The following is a 22559-nucleotide window of genomic DNA, read 5'->3' on the forward strand; positions in this document are numbered from 1 at the left end:
GGTCCGGGGGGTCCGGGGGGTCCGTTCGCGCACACTAGTCCTTCTCGCCTCTGTTCACCGCCTCTCGTCGGTTTGCCCGGTGGCTGCCTGTGCAGCCGCGTCGGGCCCGGTGTCGGCGATCGCCGGCGGCGGCGCGGAGCTTGCGACTGTTTGCCACCGCGGCCGACGGCAACGGCGGCGGTGCATCGAGCCGGGTGCTCATGTCCGGGGCGTCGGTCTGCTGTCGGACCGGGTCGGACGAGGTCGCGGGCGTGGCGCTCGGCGGTGGCAGCGGCCCGGTCCGACGCGGCGGTTCCCGCCCCGGCGCGGCGTCTGGGTACCGGAGGTGGCAGGTGGGCGGACGAGGCGTGGTGGGTGCGGGGGTGGTGTGAGATGTGCAGGGTGGTTGGTGAGCGAGCGTGCGTGGGCGGTCTGTCCGGCGGTGCGGCGGTGATGTCCGATCCGGGCGGATCCGCCCTGCGCGGGCCGCGCCGGCCTGGCCGGCGCGGCGGGTCGGGCGGACGATGGGTTCGCGCCGGGTGCCGCGCGGCGCCGGGTAGAAGCATGGGTGGTTTGTTCGGTGGTCGGCGCTCCGCGTCGGCCGGAGAGATGATGTCGGAGGTGTGCTCTAGCGTGACCGGTATGTCAGCGTTGCCGCCGGCGCCGTTCGGGCGCATGATCACGGCGATGATCACGCCGTTCCTGGCGGACGGCGCTCTCGACGAAGCGGGTGCCGCGCAGCTCGCGGTCCGCCTGGTGGACGCGGGCAACGAGGCGCTTGTCGTCAACGGCACCACCGGGGAGTCGCCGACCACGACCGATGCGGAGAAAGCCCGCCTGGTGCGCGTGGTCGTCGAGGCCGTGGCCGGGCGTGCCCGCGTCGTCGCCGGCGTCGGGACCAACGACACCGCCCACACGGTGGAGCTTGCCCGGGCGGCCGAGGCCGCGGGCGCTCAGGGGCTGCTCGTCGTCGCGCCGTATTACAGCAAGCCGCCGCAGGCCGGGCTCGCGTTGCACTTCACCACCGTCGCCGACGCGACCGGGCTGCCCGTTATGATCTATGATATTCCCGGCCGGACGGGGGTGCCGGTGGCGACCGACACCCTGATGCGGTTGGCTGAACACCCGCGTATCGTCGCGGTCAAGGACGCCAAGGACGACCTGGCCGCCTCCTCCTGGGTGATGGCGCGGACGAATCTGGCGTATTACTCAGGCACGGAGGCGCTCACCCTGCCGCTTCTGTCCATCGGGGCCTGTGGGGTCGTCAGCGTTGTTTCGCACGTGGCCACCCCGGCGATCCGTGCCATGATCGAGGCCATTGGGGCCGGTGAGGTGGGTCGGGCGATCGCGCTGCATCAGGGCTTGCTGCCCGCGTATGAGGGAATCTTCCGAACGCAAGGGGTGATCTTGGCAAAGGCCGCGCTACGGCTTGCCGGGCTGCCGGCCGGTCCGGTCCGACCGCCGCTGGTCGACGCCACCCCCGCTGAGGTCGCGCGGCTACGCGTCGACCTCGCCGAGGCGACGCTGGATGTCGCCGGCTCGCGCCAGGCGCCGGTCGGGCTCGCCGTCATGGCGGCGGGTGAGGTCTCATGAGCCGCCCGCACCCCGACTACGGCCCCCCGCCGCCGCTGCGCGCGGACGGGCTGCGCATCATCCCGCTCGGCGGGGTCGGCGAGATCGGCCGCAACATGACCGTCTTCGAACACGCCGGCCGGCTGTTGATCGTCGACTGCGGCGTGTTGTTCCCGGAGGACTTCCAACCCGGGGTCGACCTGATCCTGCCGGACTTCACCGCCATCCGGGACCGGCTGGCCGACATCGACGCGCTGATCCTCACCCACGCGCACGAGGATCACATCGGCGCGGTCCCGTACCTGCTGCGGGAGCGGCGCGACATCCCGATCATCGGCACCCGCCTCACCCTGGCGTTGCTGAACGCGAAGCTCGCCGAGCACCGGATCAAGGCGGTCACGCAGGAGATCCGCGAGGAGGAGCGACACACCTACGGGCCGTTCGAGTGCGAGTTCTTCGCGGTCAACCACTCGATTCCGGACGCGGTGGCCGTCGCGATCCGCACCGACGCCGGCCTCGTCCTGCACACCGGCGACTTCAAGATGGACCAGCTCCCGCTCGACGGTCGGCTCACCGACCTCGGCGGCTTCGCCCGGCTCGGTCGCGAGGGCGTGGACCTGCTGCTGTCCGACTCGACCAACGCCGAGGTGCCCGGATTCGTCAGCTCGGAGCGGGAGATCGCCCCGGTGATCGACGGGGTCTTCCGGGACGCGACCCGCCGGATCATCGTCGCCTGTTTCGCCAGCCACGTGCATCGGGTGCAACAGGTGCTCGACGCCGCCGAGGCGCATGGCCGCTCGGTCTGCTTCGTCGGCCGCTCGATGGTGCGCAACATGGGCGTGGCGCGCGACCTCGGCCTGCTGCGGGTGCCGCCGGGTCTGATCATCGACGCCCGGGACGTGGACTCGCTGCCCGACCGCAACATCTGCCTGATCTCCACCGGGTCGCAGGGCGAGCCGTTGTCGGCGCTGTCCCGGATGGCCAATCGTGATCACCAGATCCGTATTCAGGCCGGGGACACCGTCGTGCTGGCGTCCAGCCTCATCCCCGGCAACGAGAACGCGGTCTTCCGGGTCATCAACGGCCTGACCCGCTATGGCGCGAAGGTCGTCCACAAGGGCGTCGCCAAGGTGCACACCTCCGGCCACGCCCCGGCGGGCGAGCTGCTCTACGTCCTCAACGCCACCCGTCCGTCCAATGTCATGCCGGTGCACGGCGAGTGGCGCCATCTGCGGGCGCACGCGAAGCTCGCCGAGGCCACGGGCGTGCCCGCCGACCATGTGGTTCTCGCCGAGGACGGCATGGTCATCGACCTGCTCGACGGTCGGGCTCGCATCACCGGCGCGGTGCCCTGCGGTTTCGTCTACGTCGACGGCGCCGCGGTCGGCGACGTCGGTGAGCCGAGCCTGAAGGACCGCCGGATCCTCGGTGAGGAGGGCTTCATCACGATCACCGTCGTGGTGGATGCCGCCGCCGGCAAGGTCGTCGTCGGCCCCGACCTGTCCGCCCGCGGCTTCACCGACTCACCCGCCACCTTCGACTCGGTGGCCCGGCTGGTCAGCGACGGGCTGGCGGACGCGATGCGCGGCGGGATGAACGACACTGCGGCCCTGCAGCAGCTCGTGCGGCGCACGGTCGGCCGCTGGGTCAACGAGCACTACCGTCGCCGTCCGATGATCATTCCGGTGGTCCTGGAGGTCTGACCTGCCGGGGTGGCTCATCCTCACCCGCCCGTGCGGGTGGGTGGGCCCAGTACGGCGCGCCCGGTTCGTCGGGGTTGCAGGGACTCGGCCGCGTCCCTGTGTACCGTTTCGACGGTGGCCACACGTACCAGCGGCGCGCGTACGCGTGTGCAGACGGAGACGGCCACGTCCCGACCGGGGGGCGATGGGCGTCAGACAGCAGCGCGCGGTGGCGCGGGCGGCAAGAGCCGCCCGGCCTCGGGCGGTAAGAGCCGCCCGGCCTCGGGCGGTAAGGCCCGCACGGCCTCGGGCGGCCGCGCGGCGCGGACCGGGGGATCCACCCGGTCCGCGCCCGCCGGCCGGGCGAAAGCGCCGGCCCGGCAGCGCCGGCCGCCGCTGAGCCTGATGGTCGGCCAGGCCGTCGTCCGGACCGTCTACCAGGTGTGGATGACCGCGGCGACGCTGCTTGGCACCATGCTGCGCCGCACCGGGCGGGGCGCCCGCGACCTGCGTATCGATCCCGCTCACCGGCGCGACGGGCTGGGTCTTGCGGCCTTCGGCGGGGCGATCCTGGCCGCCGTCGCGGTCTGGTTCTCCGCGGGCGGGCCGGTCGGCTCCTTCGCCGCCGCCGCCCTGGAGCTGTTAGTCGGCGCTGGGGCGTGGGCGCTTCCGTTGTTCGGCCTGGGGGCTGCCTGGCGGCTCGTGCGCGCGCCCAGCGACCCCGACAGCCGCGGTCGGGTGGTGATCGGCTGGGCCGCGTTCGGCGTCGGCCTGCTCGGCGTCGTGCACATCGCCCGCGGGCTGCCCGACTTCTCCGACGGCGTCGGCCGGGTTCGGGGGGCCGGCGGCATCGTCGGCCTGCTCGGCGGGCTGCCGCTCGCGAGCGCCGTGACGCCCTTTGTCGCCGTCCCGCTGCTGCTGCTGATCGCGGCGTTCGGCGTGCTGGTGATCACCGCGACGCCGATCCGGCAGGTGCCCGAGCTGCTCGCCGAGCTCGTCGACCGGCTCACCGCCGGGGTGCGCGATCCCGCGGCGCGAGCGCGTCTCGACGACGGCTACGACTCCGACTACGACGAGCTCGACGATCCTGCGCTCGCCGACGACCCGCTTGAGGCCGACGTCACCGGTGGCGCCAGGCCGGCGGGCGACATCGAGGCAGAGCAGAGCGGCGGCCGGCCCCGGCGCCGATCCCGGCGCGGTGCCGCCGCGGGTGCCGAGCCGGCCGACGGCGAGCCCTCGGCCGGCGACCTCACCCTCGACCTGTTCGGCGAGCTCGCCGGCCCCGAGGCCGACACCGGTTACGCCGCCGGGTCCGACGACGAAGATCCGCCGGCTGGCCCGGCTGGCCCGGCTGGCCCGGCTGGTGCGGGCCCCGCCCCGGCGGCGCGCTTGGCCGCGGGGGCTGCTGCGCGGCGTGGGCGGACGCGGGCGGCGAAGGTGACTGCCGGCGCCGCCGACACGGCGAGCGGCGTGCCCGGGCCGGGGTCCCCGAGCGCCCCGGACGAAATCCAGCATCTGGTCCCGCCGATCGACGGCGACTACACCCTGCCGTCGCCGACGCTGCTGCGTTCCGGCACTCCACCGAAGGTCCGTTCCGCCGCGACCGACGGTGTGATCGCCTCGCTCACCGACGTCTTCGCACAGTTCAAGGTCGATGCGCGGGTCACGGGTTTCACCCGCGGTCCGACGGTGACCCGGTACGAGGTCGAGCTGGGTTCCGCGGTGAAGGTCGAGCGGATCACCCAGCTCGCGAAGAACATCGCCTATGCGGTCAAGAGCGCGGACGTGCGGATCATCAGCCCGATCCCGGGCAAGAGTGCGGTCGGCGTCGAGATCCCCAACACCGACCGCGAGCTGGTGTCGCTCGGTGACGTGCTGCGCAGCGGTGAGGCGCTGGCGAACTCCCATCCGCTGGTCGTCGGCCTCGGCAAGGACATCGAGGGCGGCTATGTGCTCGCGAACCTGGCGAAGATGCCGCACATCCTCATCGCCGGGGCGACCGGCGCCGGCAAGTCGACGTGCATCAACACGCTGATCACCTCGGTGCTGGCGCGTGCGACGCCGGACCAGGTGCGCATGGTGCTCGTCGACCCCAAGCGGGTCGAGCTGACGAACTACCAGGGCATCCCGCACCTGATCACGCCGATCATCACGAATCCGAAGAAGGCGGCCGACGCGCTGCAGTGGGTCGTCAAGGAGATGGAGAACCGCTACGAGGACCTCGCCGCCTGCGGGGTGCGCCACGTCGACGACTTCAACCGCAAGGTCCGCAACGGGGAGATCGTCGCCCCGCCCGGTTCCGAGCGGGTGTACACGCCGTATCCGTACATCCTGACCATCGTCGACGAACTCGCCGACCTGATGATGGTCGCCCCGCGTGACGTCGAGGATGCCATCTGCCGGATCACGGCGATGGCCCGTGCGGTCGGCATCCACCTCGTGCTGGCGACCCAGCGTCCGTCGGTGGACGTGGTGACCGGTCTGATCAAGGCGAACGTGCCGTCCCGGCTCGCGTTCGCGACCGCGTCGCTTACGGACAGCCGCACGATCCTCGACCAGGCCGGCGCCGAGAAGCTGGTCGGTCTGGGCGATGCGCTGTTTCTTCCCATGGGCGCGGGCAAACCGGCCCGTATCCAGGGCGCCTTCGTCTCCGAGGACGAGATCGCCGCGATCGTCGACCACACCAAGGAGCAGGCGCCACCGGCATTCCGTGAGGATGTGTTCGACGGCGGCGGTGAGGCGAAGAAGGACATCGACGAGGAGATCGGCGACGATCTGCAGCTGTTCCTGCAGGCCGTCGAGCTCGTGGTGAGCACCCAGTTCGGCTCCACGTCCATGCTGCAGCGCAAGCTGCGCGTCGGGTTCGCCAAGGCGGGCCGGCTGATGGACCTGATGGAGAGCCGGGGCATCGTCGGGGCCAGCGAGGGCTCCAAGGCACGTGACGTGCTCGTCATGCCCGACGAACTCGAAGGTCTACTCACGACCCTGCGCAACGGCTAGGAAGTGCCGGTGATCGGGTCTGCGCTTTCGAGTCGGGGTGACGGACCGTAAACTGAGGCCGGTGCCTCCACGGTAGGCAGACATTCACGCTTGCGGAGGTCGCTCATGCAATCCGTGGACGATCCGCAGCCGGCCAGCGCCGGCTCGTTGCTCGCCGCGGCCCGTCGCGAGCGCAACCTGACGATCGACGAGGTCAGCGAGCGCACGCGGGTGCGGGCGAGCCTGATCGACCAGATCGAGCAGGACGACTACTCCCGCTGCGGCGGCACGGTCTACGCCCGCGGCCACCTGCGCAGCATCGCCACCAGCCTCGGCCTCGACCCCGGTCCCGTCCTCGCCGCCTACGACGCCTCGCATGAGGCGTTGACCGGGCCCGTGCTCGGTGTCCCGCCCGGTGAGTTCGACCCGCTGCGAGGCGGAACCCGGCGTCGGCGTGGTGGGTTCCGCTGGGGGGCCGCGATGATCGCGTCGCTGGCCGCGGTGTGCCTGATCGCGGTCATCGCGCTGCTGGTGCCCGGCTCCGGGTCGTCCGGTTCGTCCGGATCCACGCGGCAGGGCGACGCCGCGGCGCACCCGGTGACCGAGCCGGCGCCGAGCGCGGCGCCGAGCGCCGCGCCCGTCGCCGCTCCCACCACCTCCCCGCCGGCGGGGGTAAACGTGGTGGTGGCGGCGCGCGACGCGCAGAGCTGGCTGGAGGTGCGTGACGACGACCGGCACATACTGCTGGCGCAGCTGCTGCGCTCCGGCGACAGCCGCACCGTCACGGCGCCGGGGGCGTTGAACATCCAGATGGGCAACGCGGGCGCGGTCGACGTGTCCTGCAACGGCAGGAACCTCGGGCCCTCCGGCGGCGCCGGCCAGGTGGTGACGATCCGGGTCAGCCTGGTCGCCTCCGGCGAGTGCGAGGTCGGTCAGGCCGGCCGCAGCCCGCTTGCCGCGGCGCCGGCGCCGTCCGCGCTTGGTATCGCGCCCATTGCGCCGGTGGACTGACGGTCTGCCGGGTGTCCCCCCACCGGGGGGCGTGTCGGCCATGTCGGGCTGGTGCGGCGCCGGGTGCCGCTGCCCCGGTAGCCTGACCTGTGTGTCCACACAGGTCCCGCGCCGGGTAGCTCTGATCACGCTCGGTTGTTCCCGGAACGAGGTGGATTCGGAGGAGCTCGCCGGCCGGCTCGCCGCGCAAGGCTGGGAGCTGGTCGCGGAGGCCGCCGACGCCGACGCGGTGCTGGTCAACACCTGCGGCTTCGTCGATGCGGCGAAGAAGGACTCGATCGACGCCCTGCTCGCCGCGGACGGCCTGCGCGCCGGCGACGGGGAGGCGGCCGGAGCGGGCCCGCGGGCGGTGGTGGCCGTCGGTTGCCTGGCGGAGCGCTACGGCAACGAGCTGGCGGCGAGCCTGCCCGAGGCCGACGCGGTGCTGGGCTTCGACGCCTATCCGAGCATCGGCGAGCATCTCGACGCGGTCCTCGGTGGCGCCATCGTGCCCGCGCACACCCCGCGGGACCGGCGGACCCTGCTGCCGATCACCCCGGTCGAGCGGAGCGCTTCGGCGAACATCGACGTGCACGTCCCCGGGCACGCAGGCGCCGGCAGGCCGGCGGACGGGGGCGCGGCGCGCGTCCCGGGCCGCCGCCGGCTGACGGCGGGACCGGTCGCGGCGCTGAAGATCTCCAGCGGATGCGACCGGAGGTGCGCGTTCTGCGCGATCCCGTCGTTCCGCGGCTCGCACGTCTCCCGTCCCGTCGACGACGTCCTCGCCGAGGCCGAGTGGCTCGCCGGCGAAGGCGCACGTGAGCTGGTGCTGGTCAGCGAGAATTCGACCTCCTACGGCAAGGACCTCGGTGACCTGCGGGCACTGGAGAAGCTGTTGCCGCAGCTCGCCGCCGTGCCGGGCATCGTGCGGGTGCGCACCGTTTACCTACAGCCGGCGGAGCTGCGGCCGTCGCTGCTCGAGGTGCTGCTGACCACGCCGGGCCTCGCGCCCTACCTCGACCTGTCGTTCCAGCACGCGAGCCCGGCGGTGCTGCGCCGGATGCGACGGTTCGGCGGCTCCGAGCACTTCCTCGATCTGTTGGACCGCGGTCGCCACCTGCTGCCCGGCCTCGGCGCCCGGTCGAACGTGATCGTCGGCTTCCCCGGCGAGACTGAGGCGGACGTCGACATCCTGGCCGACTTCCTCGAGGCCGCCGAGCTCGACGCGGTCGGCGTGTTCGGCTATTCGGATGAGGAGGGCACCGAGGCGGTCGCGCTGCCGGGCAAGATCGCCGAGGAGGAGATCGAGCGACGCCGGGTGCAGATCACCGATCTCGTGGAACAGCTCACCGCTGCCCGGGCGCAGGAGCGCATCGGCAGCCGGGTGCAGGTTCTCGTCGAGGAGGTCACCGACGGGCTCGCCGCCGGGTGCGCGGGCCACCAGCAGCCCGACGCGGACGGCTCGTGTGTGGTGCGGCTGCCCGGCCCGGTCGCGGCGGGCGAGTCGTCCGACCGGCCTGGTTCGGTCGGTGTGCCCGGAGTCGAGGTGGGGGACCTGATCGAGGCCCGGGTCGTCGCAACCGAGGGGGTCGACCTGGTCGCCGAGTTCACCGCGGTGCTCGACCGAGCCCGCCCCCAGGCCGGGCGGCCCTCGTCGCCGCCCGTCGGGGCCCGGGCATCGGTCCTGGTGGGCCGGCGCGGCGCGGAAGGGACGTGACGGCCCCCGGCGCCGGCGCCGGCGCCGGGGGCGGTGCCGGCGGGCCGGAGGCGCTCCCGAGCGTGTCCGTGCTCAACGTCGCCAACCTGCTGACGATCATCCGGTTGATCCTGGTGCCGGTCTTCGTGGTCCTGCTGTTCGCCGGCCCCGACAGCGACGAATGGCGGTATGCAGCCTTCGTCGCCTACGCCGTCGCCGCGGTCACCGATCAGGTCGACGGGTCCATCGCCCGGCACTGGCACCTCGTCACCGACTTCGGCATCCTCGTCGACCCGATCGCGGACAAGGCGCTGACCGGCGCCGCGCTGATCTCGCTGTCCGTGCTCGGGGAGCTGCCGTGGCCGGTGACGGTGCTGGTCCTGCTGCGCGAGGTCGGGGTGACCCTGCTGCGGTTGTGGGTGATCCGGTTCGGGGTGATCGCGGCCAGTCGCGGTGGCAAGGCCAAGACGCTGCTGCTGAACGTGGCGATCGGGCTCTACGTGCTGCCGCTGGCGGGGGCCGCGGCGACCAGCCGGGCGGTGATCCTCGCCGCCGGGGTGGTGGTCGCCGTCGTCACCGGCATCGACTACGTGTATCGGGCGCTCGCGCTGCGGCGTCGGGCCGCGCGCGACGCCGCCGGAGAACCCGAGGGCGGGCCCGCCATCACCGACGACGAGGGGCTGACAGATGCGCGCTGAGCTGCTGGCGGTGGGGGACGAGCTCCTCTACGGCGACATCGTGAACGGCAATGCCGCGTGGCTCGGCCGCCAGCTCGCCGACGTCGGGGTGACGGTCGCGACATCCACGGTGGTCGGCGACGACGTCGAGGTGATCGCCACGGCGATCCGGGTGGCGCTGGACCGCGCCGACGCCGTCATCATGACCGGCGGTCTCGGGCCGACCCAGGACGATCTGACCCGCGAGGGCATGGCCGCCGCGGCCGGCGTCGAGCTGCGCCGCGACGACGTCCTGGAGGCCGGGCTGCGTCAGCGGTTCCAGGCGATGGGCCGGCTCGACGGGCGCGACGTCCCGATGATGAACTACCGGCAGGCGGACCTGCCCAGGGGGGCGCAGCCGCTGCCCAACGGGCCGGGCACCGCCCCGGGCCTGCGGATGGAGATCGGCGCGGGCGTCGTGTACGCCATGCCGGGTGTGCCCTTCGAGATGACCGACATGTTCACCGCCAGCGTCCTGCCCGACATCCTGCGACGCGCGGGCCAGCCGGCCGTGGTCGTGCACCGGGTGCTGCGCACGGCGGGGATGTGGGAGTCGGCGGTCGCCGAGGCGCTCGCGGGCGAGGTCGATCGGCTGGCGCCGATCGGCAACCCGCGGATCGCGTTCCTGGCCAGCGGTGGTCAGACCCGGGTTCGCATCACCGCCCAGGCGCGCGACCGGGCCGCGGCCGAGACGCTGATCGCCCCGGTGGAGGCGGCGGCGCGGGCGGCGCTCGGCGCCGGGGTGTACGGCGGCGACGAGGACTCCCTGGAGAGCGTGGTACTGGGGCTGCTGCGGGCTCGGTCGGCCACGCTCGCCGTCGCCGAGTCCATCACCGGTGGGCTGCTCGCCGGCCGGCTGACCGACGTACCCGGGGCGAGTGAGGCGTTTCGCGGCGGCGTGGTGTCCTACGCGACCGACGTCAAGGCTTCGGTGCTCGGCGTCGACGAGGGCCTGCTCGCCGCCGAGGGGGCGGTGTCGGCGAACACCGCCGCGGCGATGGCGGCCGGGGTGCGTGCCCGCCTCGGCGCCGACTATGGGCTGGCTACCACGGGTGTCGCCGGTCCGGCGGAGCTGGAGGGCAAGCCGGCGGGTACGGTCCACCTGGGCCTCGCCGGCCCGGACGGCACGACTACCCGTTCGGTTCGTCTCCCCGGGGATCGGACGCGGGTGCGCGCCTTCGCCGCGGTGACCGCGCTGGACTTGCTGCGACGTACCTTGGCGGGACTGCCCGGCAGCACGATCGTCACCTTCGGTGATGACGCCACCGACGAATCGCGGGAGTAATCGCCGGACCCGAGGTGCTTACACAGTTACAGTCCCATCAACGAGGGCCCGAGGGCCGCGGTGGTGGGTATACGGTGAACGCATCCCGCGGACGAAGGAGGAGGCTCGATGGTCCTGCTCCGACGCATGATCGGCGAGGCGTTGCGCCGCCGCCGTCAAGATCAACATCGCACGCTTCGGGAGGTGTCCTCGGCGGCCAGGGTGTCGCTGGGCTATCTCTCCGAGGTCGAGCGTGGGCAGAAGGAAGCCAGCTCCGAGCTGCTCGCAGCCATCTGCGAGGCGTTGGGAGTCCGGCTCGCGGATTTGCTGCGCGAGGTGAGTGAGGACCTCGAGCTCGCCGAGCTGACGGTGGGCGCGGGTGTCGGCGGGGCCACGGTCGTGGTACCGGCCCGCCCGACGGTTGTGAATCGGGCAGCCTGAGCTTTCTCGACCGTGCCTGCTCGACGGCGCGTGTCGGCCTCGTCCACTCCAGGTCCAAGCGCGCCCGCGTGCGTCGCGCCTGCGCTGCTGAGTGGCGGCCGGGCCGGCGCCGGAAGCTCCGCATACGGATTCCCATCCGGGGCACGCCTGGGAACGCAAGCAGCTCCGACCCGAGAGGACGAGCATGAGTGCGATCCGTAGCCCACTGTCCGATGAGGCCCGATCCGTCACCGGCGAAGCGTTGCAGGGGGCGTTGGTCGACCTGATCGATCTGTCCTTGTACGCGAAGCAGCTGCACTGGAACGTCATCGGTCGGACCTTCCGCAGCGTGCACCGTCAGCTCGACGAGGTCGTGGAGCTGGCCCGCCGCTTCGCGGACGCTGTCGCCGAGCGGGCCGTGGCCATCGGGGTCAACCCGGACGGCCAGGCGTCGACGGTCGCCCGCGGCACCCATCTGCACGGCGTGGAGGTCGGTTACCTCGCCGACGAGAAGGTGATCCGGCTGATGACCGATGTACTTGCCGGGGTCGTCACCCGGATGCGCACCCGGATGGACATCACCGAGCAGCCCGACCCGGTCACTCAGGACCTGATCATCGGCGTTGTACGTGAGCTGGAGGAACAGCACTGGATGTTCCAGGCGATGGTCTGAGCCAGGTCCGCCGCCGGGGCCGCCACCGGGGTCATCGGCCCGAACGGGTGACTCCGGTGGCAGCGGGCGGGTCGGTCTGGCACTCTCCCCGGGTAGTTTTCACGGCGCAGCTTGAGTCGGTCGTCGTCCCCCCGGGCGTGGCTCCCGGGCCTGGCCCGTAGGGAGAGAAGATCACGTGAGCACCGCCTCGCGACCCGAGGAGGATGACGCAGTCCCGGCGCACCCGCCGATCCAGGTCTGCAAGGCGTGTAACGGCTTGGGCGAGCAACTGGTCGTCTTCGCCACGGCACGCGGCGGCTTCGTGCCGGCGTGCCGCTCGTGCCTGGTCTGTGAGGGACGGGGTCGCACGGCGCTGCGCCCGCCCGTCTGACGGGTGGCCGACGCCGATTGGTGTCCCCGCCGGGTCACCACTGGGCCCTGATCGTGCGACGATCGTGGTATGGCGAATGTCGTCCGCAAGATTGCCCGGTATCTGTCTGCGTCTGCGAACCGCAAGTTCGACGAGCGGGCCGACCCGCGGGTGCAGATAGACCAGGCCATCGAGGAGGCGCGCCGCCAGCACGAGGCGCTCGTGCAGCAGGCCGCCCTCGTCGTGGGAAACCAGCGTCAGCTTGAGATGCGGCTGGCCCGCCAGGCCGAGGAGGTCGGCGGCCTGACCGAGTCGGCCCGCTCCTCGCTGCTGCTGGCCGACAACGCGCGGGCCTCGGGCGACCCGGTCTCCGCGGCCCGCTACGAGGAAACCGCGCAGGCGTTCGCCAGCCAGCTCGTCTCCGCGGAGACGTCCCTTGAGGACCTGAAGAACCTGCACCGCCAGGCGGCGGCGTCCGCGGCCCAGGCCCGCACGGCGGTCGAGGACAACACGACGCGGATGCAGCGCCACCTCGCCGAGCGGGCCCGGCTGCTGACCCAGATCGAGCACGCCGCCATGCAGGAGCGGATGACCCAGGCGGTGGAGGGCATGTCGTCGCTGGCTCCGCCCGGGGACACCCCGTCGCTCGCCGAGATCCGCGACAAGGTCGAGCACCGCTACGCGGTGGCGCTCGGGCGCCACGAGCTCGCCTCGCAGGGGATGGAGGAGCGGATGGTCGAGGTCCGCCGAGCGACCATGGACGCCCGGGCCCTGTCCCGGCTGGCCGAGCTGCGCGGGGATCTCGGCGGCGGGGACGGTCCCGGCACCGCGTTGGGCAGTGGGGCGGCGCCGGCGGCGCTCGGCACCGGGGTCGACCCGCAGCGGCAGTCGCTGGCCAAGGGGTCGCCCGATGGCTCGCAGTACCGGGCGCCCGAGGCCGGCGGCCGGGGCGCACCGCCGCCCGCCGTGGGTGGGCAGAGTGCCGATGGCCCCGCGGCCGCCCCCGGTGGGCCGGCGGCGTGAGCCGAGCGGGGAGCCCACTGTGACGGACCGGTCGAAGCACGACGGTCAGGCTTCCCCCACCAGCCCTACCAGCCCTACCAGCCCCACCGGCTGGAGTTGGGGTCGCTTCCACGCGCTGCTCGACGGGCGCTCCGGCGCGGCTCGGGCGGCCGCGGACGCCGCGGCTGCGGTCGTGCCCGCCCTGCCGGCCTGGGTCGGGGCCGACGTCGAGCGTCGGTCGCTGCTGCGCGCCGAGCGGCGGGCCGGGCGTGGGTTGCGCTGGGCGCGGCGGCGGGAGACGGCCACCGCGTCGCTCTGGACCGGGGTCGCCGCGCTGACGCCTGTCGCCGCCGTGGCATACGACTCCTGGGGCTGGCTCGTAGCCGGCGGGGCGGCGCTCGCTCGGGCAGCCCTCGCCGGGCGGGAACTGGGGCTGCTGCGGAGGGTCGATGGCGGTCTGCCCCTGCCCCGCAACCCGGCGCCGAGCCCGTGGGAGCTGCGCCGGTCCGCGGCCGCCGAGCCGCTGCGCCGCGGGGAGGCGGCGCTCGCGGCGCTCGCGGCGATGACCCGCTCCCTCGGCCCGGGCCCGGCCCGAACCCTCCTGCAGACCACTGCGGCCGGTGCGGCGGACCTGGTCGACGGGCTGCGCCTCGGCGCGGCGAGAGTCGTCGCCTGTGAAACGGCCGCTCGGGCGATCTCCCACCCCGGGCGGCGGGCCGAACTCGCGCGGACCACAGAGGCGCTGGTCGCGACGATGACGACGTCGGTTGCGGTCTTCGACGACCTGCTCGCTGCGGCGGGGGAGGCGGTCGGTACCGTGTCGTCGTCGGCACCCGGTCTGATCAGACTGCGCGAGGACACCGAGATGCTGCGCGGGTACGCGGCGGCCCTCCAGGACCTCGCGGGTTCCTAGCCGCCAGACTCGCCGCCGCGCTGTCCTGCGCGCCGCGGGACACCCATGCTCGGGCCGGTACGAACTGCGCGGCTCCGACCACGTGTCGGCTATTCGACTGGGTGGCACTTTCGGGTCGTAGATCGCCACGTTTACAGTCGGTTCACTGAATACGGTCTGTAGCGAATGGCAATTAGGCATACGGTCCGTTGGGCTGGAGAACGCCATTCTCTTGGCTTTCTCGGTGTTTTGTCACCGTTTGGTGGTGTTACTCCGGCGTAGGAGGATCAGTTCCGGGTCCGTGGTGCGCACGGTGCGTGCATGTTGGGCGTCCGCGTCGCGTGCACGGAGCAGTCGGGACTGGCTTGCCCAGGAGTGGATGTGTAATGTCCGGCTTGTCCAAAGTCCGCTGGTTGGCACCTAGCGGCACAGAAGACCAAGGCGCATCGCGGTTCTGCCGGTGCTGGCGCGCACCGGGTCGGCCGTGGTCGCGCTGGGGGGTGGCGCGGTCCGAGCAAGTCAGAGGTGGACTAACCGTGACATGCCCTGCCGGGGAGTTCCCCCCGGTTGAATCTGCATCTGCAGCGGCAACCGCAACCGCAACGTCCGTGGCCGAGCTGGACCGGCCCTACAGCGAGCAGCGTTGGTCGCTGATGCTGCCCCACCGGGAGCGGCTGATCCACATCGCCCGTCGTCGGCTGCCGAGCAAGGCCGACGCGGAGGACTGTGTGCACGAGGCGTTCATCCGTGCGGCGGGCTTCCGGGACCTCGACGCGAGCCGAGTCGGTCAGTTCCTGACGACGACCGTGCTGCGCCTGTGCGTCGACCACCACCGGGCCCGGCAGCGAGCGGAGCGGGCGGTCGTCCGCGGGTACCTGCAGCCGTGGGAACCGGCGCCGGACGACGCCGTCTGCGACCGAGCGGAGGCCCGCTGGCTGCTGGCCCGAGCCGGTACGCTGCGCGGCCGTGAGCGCCAGGTGATCATGGCGCGGGCGGCCGGGATGAGCACTCGCGAGGCGGCGGCGGACCTGGAAATCAGCCTCAAGGCGGCCGAGGGTGCGTTCACCCGTGGCCGGGCGCGGCTGATCAGCTTTTCCCGGAACTGACGGTCTCGTCAGGACCGGGCGTGTACTACGCACCTCAGGCACCACCTTCCCCGGCAGCAGGCCGGCGGACGCGGCCGGAGCGCGCCTCGGCGCCTCGGTCCGTACGTCCGCGACGGGCGACGGTTCCCATCGGAGCCGCCGGTCCGGCCTGGCATCGGGGGCACCAGGTGGTGCGCCGGCTCTCGTCGTCGACCCGGCCGGGCATCCGGCCCTGGTCGGCTGTGAGGATCCGGCTCCCGCACCGCCGGCAGGGCCGCCCGGCCCGGCCATAGACCCAGTGCTCCTCCCCGGGTCGCAGTGACCCGGTCGTCACCTGATGCCCACCGTGGGCGCCGGCTTTGATCATCGCTTGGGCTCGTCGGACGAGTCCCGGCAGATCAGGTACGTCGCCCACGGGCGTCCAGGGTGACACCCCGGTGACAAAACACGCCTCGGTACGCCAGATGTTGCCGAGGCCGGCGATGATCCGCTGGTCGAGCAGCGCGGCACCGATCTGCCGCTGCGGCGCTGCCCGCAGCTGCGCCACCACGGCGTCCAGATCCCAGTCCGAGCCGAGCACATCAGGGCCCAGATGGCCGACGGCATCCTGTTCGCTGCTCGTCGCCAGCAACTCGACGATCGCCAGCCGGTAGCCGACCGCGATCTGCTCCGCGGTGGTGAGCACGACCCGGATCTGCCAGGCCGCACCACCCGACCAGGCCACCCCCGGGCGGTAGAGGTGCCACGAGCCCTCCATTCGGAAATGGGTGTGCAGGGTCAGCCCACCGTCGAACCTGGTCAGCAGGTGCTTGCCGCGCGCGGCGACCCCGGTGATCCGCTGCCCGGACAGGTCGGCCGTGGCCAGCCGGGGCATCCGGAAATCGGTGCTCAGCAGCCGCGCACCGGCGAGCGCGGCATCCATCCGCCGGGCCGCCCGCCACACGGTGTCGCCCTCGGGCATCTCCGCACCCTCTCCGCATCCCCGTGGCCGGTCTCTCGCCGGCCGCCGTTGTGTCGGCCGCCGTTGTACCGGCCGTCGTTGTACCGGCCGTCGTCATGGCCGGGGCGGATCGCCCGAGCGGGGCGAGTGCCCCGGCGGCAGCCGCCGGATGGCCACCAGCGCGCCGAACAGCCCGAGGCCGACGGTGAGGCCGAACGCGACCGCGAGACCGGTGTCCGGCGCACCGGTCGTCGCCTGGCTCGCAGCGACGACCACGCCGCTCACCCCGGCCCCGAACGCGGTGCCGAGGTTGTCGCTGAGCGCTACCGCGGTGCTGGCCACCCCCTGCCGATCGGGCGGCGTCTCACCGAGGACCAGCGTGACAATGGTCGAGTAGGACATCCCCATCCCCATCCCGGCAACTCCCCAGGAGGCGATCGGGACGGCCAGCGGCACGCTCGCGGGCAGCAACACGGTGGTGAACCCACCCGTGCCGAGGGCGACCAGCACGAGGCCCGTCCCGATGATCTCGCGGTACGGCCGGCGACCAGCGAGCCGGGCCTGCGTCCAGGAGCCCGCCGTCCAGGACAGCGTCGCACTCGACACCGCGAGACCCGCCGTCGTGGTCGACGCGTGGCGTACCGCGGTGATCGACAGCGGAACGAAGGTGTCAGCTCCGAAGAACGCGCAGGTGAGCAGGCCCCGGGTGGCCACAGCGGCGGGGACGCCGGGACGCAGGCGCAGGGTGCCGGCCGGCAGCAGCCGGCGCAGCGGTCCGAGGCCGCACGCGATCCCCGCGGCTATCAGCGGCAGGCCCAGCGGCGAGCGGTTCGTCAGCCCGGCCAGGACGAGACCCGCACCAGCACTGATCCGCACGGCCGGGACAATCGGGATGGGGACGAGCCCGTTACCTGGCTGTCCAGGCAGCGCACGCAGCGCCCGCAGCGGGATCGCCCCGGCGGCGACGGTCAGCGGCAGCAACCCGCCGAAGATCCAGCGCCAGCCGGTGTGGGCGGCGATCAGGCCGGCCAGCGCCGGCCCGGCCAGCCCCGGCACCACCCAGGCGGTGGCGAGCACCGCGAACACCCGGGGCCGCAGCCCGGCGGGGTAGACCCGGCCGATCGTGGTGTAGGCGATCGCCGGGATCGCCCCGCCGCCGAGGCCCTGCAGCCCCCGACCGACGACGAGCACGCCCATCGTCGGCGCCACGGCGGCGAGCAGCAGCCCGGCGCAGAAGAACAGCAGCCCGACGGCGAACGGGCGGGCCGGGCCGTCCCGATCGGCGCCGGCTCCGGCCAGCACGATGCCAATCGTCGTGCCGAGGAAGAACGCGCTGGTGGCCCAGCCGTACAGGCCGAGGCCGTCGAGATCGGCGGCCACGTCCGGCAGCACCGTGACCACGGCGAGGGCCTCGAATGCGACCAGCGTGATGATCGTGGCGAGACCGGCGGTCAGCGCTCGGATCCGCCGGTCCCACACCGACCGCACCGCCGGCCCGTGCTCGCCCTCCTCCCGTGCCCCGATCTGGTCGGTCAAGCCCGCAGCCGTAGGCCGCGGGGCGTCGGATGGAAGCCGGCGCGTTCGAGGGCGGTGCCGAGCCCGCTCGCGGCGATCGGCTCCCCGTCGGCCTTCTCCACGGTCAGCCGGCCGAGTGACCCGTCCACGACCGCACGGGCCAGCGCGTCCACTGCGAGCCCGGTCAGGCGTTCCTCCGCCGTCCACGACAGCAGGGACCGCCCGCCTCGCTCCACGTAGAGGACGAGCTCGCCGTCGACGAGGACGACCAGCGCACCCGCCTTGCGGCCGGGCCGGTGCCCGGCGGCCGCATCCGCCCCGGCCCCCGGCCGGTTCGGCCACGCCAGCGCGGCACCGAAGGGGTTGGCCGGATCGGTGGCGGCGAGGACCACGGCCGCGGGCCCCCCGCCGACCTGCCCCCCCGCGGATCCGCGCCGGCCGGGACCCGACTGCGCCCACGGCGTCCCGTCGTCCGCCGAGATGCCCGGGTCGGATCTACTCGGTTGTGGTGCCCAGGACGGGGCCTGGGCCGCGTCGCGTTGCGCCGTGGCGATCGCCCGCAGCCGGTCGACCGCGCCGGGCACGGCGAACTGGGCGGCGCCCAGCGACTCGACGAAGTAGCCGCGTCGGGCCCGGCCCGCGTCCTCGAACGCGCTGAGCACCCGGTAGACCGCGGCGAAACCGCCGGCCGGACGCTCACCGGTCACCGCCCCCCGGGTGACGATGCCGTGCCGGTCGAGCAGGGCCTCCGCGAGCGCGTGGGCGCGGCGGGTCGGGTCCTCGTCGCGCGCGGGTAGCAGCGACCACCGGCCGGCCGCGGTGGGGGGGCCGGTCCGCCGCGGCAGCGCCGGCCGACCGTACCGGGAGGGCCGCGGCCGCGGGGCCCGCCGCCTGGCCGCGGGTCCGGCGGTCCCACCGGTGGCACCCAGCAGGACGCGTAGCGGCGCGAGGGTGTCGTTGGTGATCAGGCCCGCCCAGACGAGATCCCACAGGGCCACGGTGAGGGCGGTGTCATCGAGCGAGCCGACCCGATCCGACAGCGCCCGGAAGAACAACGCCGCGCCGTCCGCGAGGGCGTCGAGGATCGCTTCGTGCGGCTGCCCGGCGGCGGCGTCGAGGTCGGCCGCGGGCAGCAGCAGAGCGGCGGCGTCGGCGGTGACCAGCGTCAGCCACCCGTCGCCGGCGGGCAGGCCGCCGGCGCCAGCCCAGTGGACCTCGCCGGCGGAGCACAGCTCGTCCAGCATCGCGGGGGAGTAGTCGGTGACCCGGGCCGGCAGGACGAGCTGCTCCCAGGCACTCGCCGGGATCAGTGCGCCCTGCAGTTGTTCGACGGCCCGCAGCACACCGTCGACCCCGTGGTTGCGGCCGCTGGTCACTGCCTGCCAGGCGGGCAGGAACGCGCCGAGCGCCCGCGTCGGTACGGCCTCGACCTCCCGGCGCACCGTGGCGAGGCTGCGCCGGCGCAGCGCACGCAGCACCCCGGCGTCGCACCACTGCATGCCCGTGCGCTCGGGGTGCAGCTCGCCGCGCACCATCCGACCCTCGGCGGTCAGGGTCTCGAGCACCCCGACGACGACCGCCGGGCCGAGACCAAGGCGACGGGCCGGCTCCTCGGTGTCGAACGGCCCGTGGGTGCGGGCGTACCGGGAGATCAGATCGCCCAGTGGGTCGCGCACCGGCTGCGCGAACGCCTCGGGCACCCCCACCGGCAGGGGGACCCCGAGGCCGTCGCGCAGCCGCCCCGCGTCCTCGATCGGCACCCAGCGTTCCTCCCCGGCGATGCGGACCCGCAGGATCCGGCGATCTCGCTCGAGCTCGGCAAGCCAGGCCGAGGTGGCGCCTCGGGCGAGAGCCTCCTCGGTGGTCAGATCGCCGACGATGCGCAGCAGGTCGGCGACGCCCTCGGCATCGCGGGCGTGCCGCTGCGGGGCGAGCCAGGTGAGCTCGGCGGTCACCTGGGCCAGTGCGGCGGGATCGATCAGCTCCCGCAGGTCGGCCTCGCCGAGCAGCTCGGCGAGCAGTGAGCTGTCCAACGACAGCACCTGGGCGCGGCGTTCGGCCAGCGGTACGTCGCCGTTGTAGAGGAACGCGGCGACGTAGCCGAACAGCAGCGACGAGGCGAACGGCGACGGGGACGGCGTCTCCACCTCGACCACCCGCAGCGACCTGGCAGCCACCTCGCGCATGAGCCCGACCAGCGCCGGGGTGTCGAACACGTCCTGCAGGCATTCCCGCATCGTCTCCAGCACGATCGGGAAATCGCTGAACGTGGCGGCAACGGTGAGCAGGTGGGCGCTGCGCTGGCGCTGCTGCCACAGCGGGGTCCGCCGGCCAGGGGTGCGCCGGGGCAGCAGCAGAGCCCGCCCGGCGCATTCCCGGAAGCGGCTGGCGAACAGGGCGCTGCCGCCGATCTCCGCTCGTACGATCGCATCGATCTCGTCCGGTTCGAACAGCGCGAGGTCCGCTCCCGGTACCTCCGCCGCGTCCGGGATCCGGGCGACGATGCCGTCGTCGGTGTGCATGATCTGCACCTCGGTGCCGTAGCGCTCCCGCAGCCGCGCCCCGAGCGCGAGCGCCCAGGGCGCGTTGACCGGTGCGCCGAACGGCGAGTGCACCGCGAGGCGCCAGTCGCCGAGCTCGTCACGGAACCGCTCGACGACGATCGTGCGGTCGTCCCCCAGGTGGCCGACGGCAGCCCGTTGCTCGTCGAGGTAGCGCAGCAGGTTGGCGGTGGCCCAGTCGTCGAGCCCGGCGGCCCGCACCCGCTCGGCCGCGGCCGGCGTGGTCAGCCGGCCGATCTCGCGCAGGAAGGCACCCAGCGCGCGACCGAGCTCGGCGGGGCGGCCCGGGGCGTCGCCGTGCCAGAAGGGCAGCCGGCCGGGGCGGCCCGGAGCCGGGGTGACCAGCACCCGGTCCGCGGTGATCTCCTCGATGCGCCAGCTGGACGAGCCGAGCAGCACCACGTCGGAGACCCGGGACTCGTAGACCATCTCCTCGTCGAGCTCCCCGACCCGGCTGGCCTTCTCCCCGACGAGGAACACGCCGAACATCCCCCGGTCGGGGATCGTTCCGCCGCTGGTCACCGCGAGCCGCTGCGCGCCGGGTCGACCGCGCAGGATGCCGGTGGCCCGGTCCCAGGTGATGCGGGGACGCAGCTCGGCGAAGGCGTCGGAGGGATAGCGCCCGGCGAGCATGTCGAGCACGGCCTCCAGCACCGAGGCCGGCAGGGATGCGAAGGAGGATGCGCGGCGGACCAGGACGCCGAGGTCGTCGACGGACCAGTCGTCCATCGCCGTCATCGCCACGATCTGCTGGGCGAGCACGTCCAGTGGGTTGCGCGGAGCGTGCACCTCCTCGATCGTCCCCGTTCGCATCCGCTCGGCGACGACGGCGCTTTCCAGCAGGTCCCCGCGATGCTGCGGCAGGACCACGCCGAGGCTCGTGGCGTCGACCTGGTGGCCGGCGCGGCCGACGCGCTGCATGCCGGCGGCGACGCTTGGCGGCGAACCGATCTGGATCACGAGGTCGACCGCGCCCATGTCGATGCCCAGCTCCAGGCTGGAGGTCGCCACGACCGCGGGCAGCCGCCCAGCCTTGAGATCATCCTCGATGAGCAGCCGTTGCTCGCGGCTGACACTGCCGTGGTGGGCCCGCGCGACCTCCGGCCACGCGGCGGTGCCGCCGCCCTGGCCGGCCGCGCCCAGCAACGCGGCCGGTGCCGTGCGCGCTGGGGATCCGCCGCCCGCCGGACCGGCGGAGACCGGGCTCGGCTCCGACACCGCTGCGCCGGAGCCGGCCAGCCGGTCGGCGTAGAGCTCGTTCAACCGGGCACACAGCCGCTCCGCGAGCCGCCGCGAGTTGGCGAACACGATCGTCGACGAGTGCGCCAGCACCAGGTCGAGCACGCGTTCCTCGACCGCCGGCCAGATTGATGCACGCGGCGGTGCGGCGGCCGCGGAACCGTCCGGTGGGGCCTCGGTGAGCGGCTCGCCCAGCCGGGTCATGTCCTCCACGGGGACCACGACCGCGATCTCGAGGGTCTTCGTCGCCGGCGGCCGGACCACTGTCACAGGGGCCGCCCCGCCGAGGAAGCGCGCGACTTCCTCGACCGGACGTACCGTGGCCGACAGGCCGATCCGCTGCGCCGGCGTCTCCAGCAGCGCGTCGAGGCGCTCCAGGCTGAGCGCCAGGTGGGCGCCGCGCTTGCTGCCGGCCACGGCGTGCACCTCGTCGACGATCACCGTGCGGACTCCGCGCAGCGCCTCGCGGGCCGCGCTGGTCAGCATGAGGAACAGTGACTCCGGCGTGGTGATCAGGATGTCGGGCGGGTGGGTCCCGAGGCCGCGTCGCTGGGCGGCCGGGGTATCGCCCGAACGGACTCCCACGGTGATCTCGGGCAGGGGCAGGCCGAGGCGCTGCGCGGCGCCCCGGATCCCCGCCAGCGGGGCGCGCAGGTTGCGCTCCACGTCGATGCCGAGCGCCTTGAGCGGGCTGATGTAGAGCACCCGGCACCGGCGCGTCGGCTCGGGCGGCGGCTGCGAGCCTGCCAGGGTGTCGAGGGACCACAGGAACGCGGCGAGCGTCTTTCCGGAGCCCGTCGGGGCGACGACCAGCGTGTTTCCGCCCCCGCGGATCGCCTCCCACGCGCCGCGCTGGGCGGGCGTCGCAGCGGCGAAGGCCGCGCCGAACCAGCTGCGAGTCGGTGCGGAGAACGGTGCGAGCGGATCCGGCTGGTCGGTGGGGCCGCGACTGGACACGTCGTCCAGTCTGCGACGCGGCACCGACAGATTCCGGTGGTCGCAGTC

16 protein-coding genes are annotated in these 22559 nt (G+C 73.4%); 13 read left to right on the forward strand and 3 right to left on the reverse strand.

What is annotated here, in order from left to right; genetic code table 11:
• Positions 1 to 591: 591 nt before the first annotated feature.
• From dapA to NBZ83_RS10310, 13 genes are all read left to right on the forward strand, one after another.
• Complete coding sequence (gene dapA / locus NBZ83_RS10250; protein WP_261574849.1) at positions 592 to 1572, forward strand: 4-hydroxy-tetrahydrodipicolinate synthase; 981 nt, start codon at positions 592 to 594, stop codon at positions 1570 to 1572.
• Positions 1569 to 3254, forward strand: coding sequence for a ribonuclease J (locus tag NBZ83_RS10255; RefSeq protein ID WP_261574841.1), 1686 nt, complete (start codon positions 1569 to 1571; stop codon positions 3252 to 3254). Before dapA ends, NBZ83_RS10255 begins: the two co-directional genes overlap by 4 nt.
• 384 nt (positions 3255 to 3638) lie before the next feature.
• On the forward strand, positions 3639 to 6233 hold the full coding sequence (locus NBZ83_RS10260) for an FtsK/SpoIIIE family DNA translocase (RefSeq protein WP_261574842.1): 2595 nt from the start codon (positions 3639 to 3641) through the stop codon (positions 6231 to 6233).
• A gap of 105 nt (positions 6234 to 6338) precedes the next feature.
• Positions 6339 to 7223: a helix-turn-helix domain-containing protein gene (locus NBZ83_RS10265; protein WP_261568537.1), complete on the forward strand. Its 885-nt coding sequence runs from the start codon at positions 6339 to 6341 to the stop codon at positions 7221 to 7223.
• 91 nt (positions 7224 to 7314) lie between these two features.
• Positions 7315 to 8919 carry a MiaB/RimO family radical SAM methylthiotransferase gene (locus tag NBZ83_RS10270; protein ID WP_261574843.1) on the forward strand — a complete coding sequence of 535 codons (1605 nt, stop codon included), beginning with the start codon at positions 7315 to 7317 and terminating at the stop codon, positions 8917 to 8919.
• On the forward strand, positions 8916 to 9596 hold the full coding sequence (locus tag NBZ83_RS10275; protein WP_438803304.1) for a CDP-alcohol phosphatidyltransferase family protein: 681 nt from the start codon (positions 8916 to 8918) through the stop codon (positions 9594 to 9596). The genes NBZ83_RS10270 and NBZ83_RS10275 overlap by 4 nt, the downstream gene beginning before the upstream one ends.
• Positions 9586 to 10899 carry a competence/damage-inducible protein A gene (locus NBZ83_RS10280; RefSeq protein ID WP_261568535.1) on the forward strand — a complete coding sequence of 438 codons (1314 nt, stop codon included), beginning with the start codon at positions 9586 to 9588 and terminating at the stop codon, positions 10897 to 10899. The genes NBZ83_RS10275 and NBZ83_RS10280 overlap by 11 nt, the downstream gene beginning before the upstream one ends.
• A 108-nt stretch (positions 10900 to 11007) precedes the next feature.
• Positions 11008 to 11319: a helix-turn-helix domain-containing protein gene (locus NBZ83_RS10285; RefSeq protein WP_261553823.1), complete on the forward strand. Its 312-nt coding sequence runs from the start codon at positions 11008 to 11010 to the stop codon at positions 11317 to 11319.
• Between the two features lie 184 nt (positions 11320 to 11503).
• The gene (locus tag NBZ83_RS10290; RefSeq protein WP_261568534.1) at positions 11504 to 11971 is read left to right on the forward strand and encodes a Dps family protein; all 468 of its coding nucleotides are present in this window, start codon (positions 11504 to 11506) and stop codon (positions 11969 to 11971) included.
• Positions 11972 to 12146: 175 nt separating this feature from the next.
• The gene (locus tag NBZ83_RS10295) at positions 12147 to 12341 is read left to right on the forward strand and encodes a hypothetical protein (protein ID WP_261553824.1); all 195 of its coding nucleotides are present in this window, start codon (positions 12147 to 12149) and stop codon (positions 12339 to 12341) included.
• Between the two features lie 69 nt (positions 12342 to 12410).
• Complete coding sequence (locus tag NBZ83_RS10300) at positions 12411 to 13343, forward strand: PspA/IM30 family protein (RefSeq protein WP_261568533.1); 933 nt, start codon at positions 12411 to 12413, stop codon at positions 13341 to 13343.
• A 19-nt stretch (positions 13344 to 13362) separates the two neighbouring features.
• Positions 13363 to 14235, forward strand: a complete 873-nt coding sequence (gene pspM, locus NBZ83_RS10305; protein WP_261574845.1) for a phage shock envelope stress response protein PspM — start codon at positions 13363 to 13365, stop codon at positions 14233 to 14235.
• Between the two features lie 587 nt (positions 14236 to 14822).
• Entirely contained in the window at positions 14823 to 15320 is a 498-nt protein-coding gene (locus NBZ83_RS10310; RefSeq protein ID WP_235947168.1) for an RNA polymerase sigma factor, read from the forward strand.
• 34 nt (positions 15321 to 15354) lie between these two features.
• Here the strand turns inward: NBZ83_RS10310 and NBZ83_RS10315 are convergent, their stop codons facing one another.
• From NBZ83_RS10315 to NBZ83_RS10325, 3 genes are all read right to left on the reverse strand, one after another.
• Positions 15355 to 16260 (reverse strand): DNA-formamidopyrimidine glycosylase family protein, encoded by a 906-nt coding sequence (locus tag NBZ83_RS10315; RefSeq protein ID WP_261568531.1) that lies wholly within the window; start codon positions 16258 to 16260, stop codon positions 15355 to 15357.
• A 93-nt stretch (positions 16261 to 16353) separates the two neighbouring features.
• Positions 16354 to 17775 carry an MFS transporter gene (locus tag NBZ83_RS10320; RefSeq protein WP_261568530.1) on the reverse strand — a complete coding sequence of 474 codons (1422 nt, stop codon included), beginning with the start codon at positions 17773 to 17775 and terminating at the stop codon, positions 16354 to 16356.
• Positions 17772 to 22535 (reverse strand): ATP-dependent helicase, encoded by a 4764-nt coding sequence (locus NBZ83_RS10325; RefSeq protein ID WP_261574846.1) that lies wholly within the window; start codon positions 22533 to 22535, stop codon positions 17772 to 17774. The genes NBZ83_RS10320 and NBZ83_RS10325 overlap by 4 nt, the downstream gene beginning before the upstream one ends.
• Positions 22536 to 22559: the final 24 nt, after the last annotated feature.

Origin of the sequence: Frankia gtarii, assembly GCF_025403375.1 — a bacterium.
In the GTDB taxonomy this organism is placed as follows: domain Bacteria; phylum Actinomycetota; class Actinomycetes; order Frankiales; family Frankiaceae; genus Frankia; species Frankia gtarii.